The sequence below is a fragment of the Allocoleopsis sp. genome, assembly GCF_036703385.1.
Classification (GTDB): Bacteria; Cyanobacteriota; Cyanobacteriia; order Cyanobacteriales; family Coleofasciculaceae; genus Allocoleopsis.
Window position 1 is genome coordinate 1 of record NZ_DATNPA010000588.1, and the last position, 2,519, is coordinate 2,519.

5 protein-coding genes are annotated in these 2,519 nt (G+C 46.5%); 2 read left to right on the plus strand and 3 right to left on the minus strand.

What is annotated here, in order from left to right; translation table 11 throughout:
• Window positions 1–259 precede the first annotated feature (259 nt).
• Window positions 260–583, minus strand: a complete 324-nt coding sequence (locus tag V6C93_RS28350) for a hypothetical protein (protein ID WP_333480022.1) — start codon at window positions 581–583, stop codon at window positions 260–262.
• 180 nt (window positions 584–763) lie between these two features.
• On the opposite strand from V6C93_RS28350, the gene V6C93_RS28355 reads away from it, so the two are divergent.
• On the plus strand, window positions 764–997 hold the full coding sequence (locus tag V6C93_RS28355; RefSeq protein ID WP_333480023.1) for a helix-turn-helix transcriptional regulator: 234 nt from the start codon (window positions 764–766) through the stop codon (window positions 995–997).
• Window positions 998–1,037: 40 nt separating this feature from the next.
• On the opposite strand, the gene V6C93_RS28360 is transcribed toward V6C93_RS28355, so the two are convergent.
• Entirely contained in the window at window positions 1,038–1,193 is a 156-nt protein-coding gene (locus V6C93_RS28360; protein ID WP_333480024.1) for a hypothetical protein, read from the minus strand.
• 82 nt (window positions 1,194–1,275) lie between these two features.
• Window positions 1,276–1,509, minus strand: coding sequence for a hypothetical protein (locus V6C93_RS28365; protein WP_333480025.1), 234 nt, complete (start codon window positions 1,507–1,509; stop codon window positions 1,276–1,278).
• Between the two features lie 423 nt (window positions 1,510–1,932).
• On the opposite strand from V6C93_RS28365, the gene V6C93_RS28370 reads away from it, so the two are divergent.
• On the plus strand, window positions 1,933–2,519 hold a 587-nt coding region (locus tag V6C93_RS28370), incomplete at its 3' end, for an SDH family Clp fold serine proteinase (RefSeq protein WP_333480026.1).

The window sequence follows — 2,519 nt, forward strand, 5'->3', positions numbered from 1 at the left end:
GCCCAGCATTCGACGCGCACAATTAGGTGTTTGGGAATTTTGAGGAGTTGTGCGATCGCTGCTGCTGTAATCCGGAATTTTTAGGCGGGTTGGAGACGATGGAATAGTGTTGTCATACGGATGTTTGGATATGAAGCAGCAGGGAAGAACCCCCCTAGCCCCCCTTGTTAAGGGGGGAACAAGAAAATAAGGAGAATCTTTCCTGGTTGAGGGAATTCTTGCTCCCTCCCCTTACTAAGGGGAGGGCTGGGGAGGGGTTTCAACGATGTAGCGGTTCCCGAATCTCTTCCACGTCCGTTTCTTCCGGCGGCACGTCGAATATGATTTCAAACGGAACCGTTGGGATCATTTGCTTGAGCACTCGCAGATGACCTTCTGCATCGACTCGGCGGCGAAAGCGTCCGACAATTTTGGAGCGCATATTCGGAAATGGACGGATGATGCACCAGGGATGGAGCCGTTCTAGTAAGGTGTCTGAGCCAGATCGGGTTGACCTGGCTGAAAAGGGTTTTTTCATGGGACAGTAGAAGATAGATTGTGTGGGCGATCGCGAAAATGTGCGATCGCTTTTTTCTGCAATCAAGGCGAAGTATCTAGAGCCATGAGGCAGCAGACAGCCATGCAAAGTTCAGCCGAACAGCAGTCCGCTCCTCTGGCACACTAGGTAAGGGCAGAAAACTAAGATTAACCGTTGATGGCGGCTTTCCGAGTCATCTGCTCTCGTTGGATTAGCCGTTAAAGTTTTGTTTAACAAAATCAGTCTATGATGGAAAGCCAAGAAGGTCAACCATTGACCCTTGCGAAATTGAGGGAACGTGCGAACCTCACTCAAATGAAGCTAGCTGTTGCCCTTGATGTCAGCATTACCACCATTAGCGAATGGGAAAATGGCAAGACGGAGCCACGATTAAAGCACGTTAGGCTTTTAATCGAGGTTCTTGGCTGCACGTTTGAGGAACTGTGTGAAGCGTTCGACCAAGTTAAACGACGCGAGTAGCTTGACGATTGAAAGATACCGTTGGCGAATTAAGCAGGGGTCAGACCCCGTCTATGGTAAATGATGATGTAGGGGCGAAAGCGTTGCGATAGCGATAGTGAAGCGTTAGCGAGGAACGAGCGTCAGCATTCGGGCGATCAATTTTGTTGAAAAACAGAGTTGCAAGCGCGATCGCACCAGTCGTTAAGGGTTCCATTGCCTAAATTTCAGGAGGGATTCTCTCCAGTTCTAGCTCAGCTATTTTTGCACCGCCAATCCGGACTAAGAATCTGATCGGGTTATCCCTCACCCAAAAACGCGATCGCAGGTTTATTGATGCAAAGAGATTCCATGTGAGTAAGGAGTTGACCCTGACTGTATACATCGACATCACTCAGCTCAATAAACGTGCGTGAATTATTGAGTATATCTGAAATCGGGCAAGAATAACCATCATCAAATAGGCTGCTTCTAATCTCTCCTAAAATTTCCAGATCATTATTTGTCAGAACCTTAACTCTCACCGGACTCATGACAAGTCATTCCTCTACTGCAAGCTTCTATGGCTTTATCACGTAGACCCATACACTTTATGCAGTAAGCAGAATATCGGCTGTAAAATTTTACATTTATTAGTTAAATATTGGCTTTTATTGTAATTTTTAATAGCTGTTTAATTACTCTGAATAGATAATAACTTAAAAAAGCGTTTTATACATTTTTCTAACTTGCCAGTAAGAGCCTTCACCCTAAACAAAACTTTTATAAACTCCACTCATCTGCCAAGAGTTAAACCCTATCAATTTCGCTGAAGTTGACACCAATGAACATTGTCATGCCCTTATTCGAGCAATTACACAGCACATTGGCGTAACTATAACCCAAGCACGATGTCTGTAGTTCGTTGCTAGTGGTACCAGTAAGAAACCAGTCCGTGCTTTTTGGGTGTGAAAGCGATGAATTTTAACTTTTTTGACCTGTTCTGGATTTTTCTGGTTTTCTCGTCAATCCAACCCTGGTGGCAAAAACGCCAGATGGAAATCCGCCGAGTTCAAACTTTACGAGCCTTTGAGCAGCAGCGCCGAAGCCGAGTCATCTTACTAATTCACCGACAAGAGTCGATTAGCTTGCTGGGAATTCCTTTATCCCGCTACATTACGATTGAAGACTCAGAACAGGTGTTGCGAGCGATTCGCTTCACGCCTCCAGATGTGCCCATTGATTTAATTTTGCATACACCAGGGGGACTGGTGCTTGCTACAGAACAGATTGCCAGAGCGCTGATTCGCCACAAAGCCAAAGTGAGTGTGTTTGTGCCTCACTATGCCATGAGCGGGGGCACCATGCTCGCTCTAGCCGCCGATGAAATTGTGATGGATGCCAACGCCGTTTTGGGACCCGTCGATCCCCAACTCGGCAATATGGCAGCAGCAAGTGTGCTCAAAGTTGTCGAACAGAAGCCAATTGATAAAATTGACGACCAAACTCTGCTCATGGCAGACCTGTCACGCAAAGCCATTGCTCAGGTGCAGCGGTTTGTGCG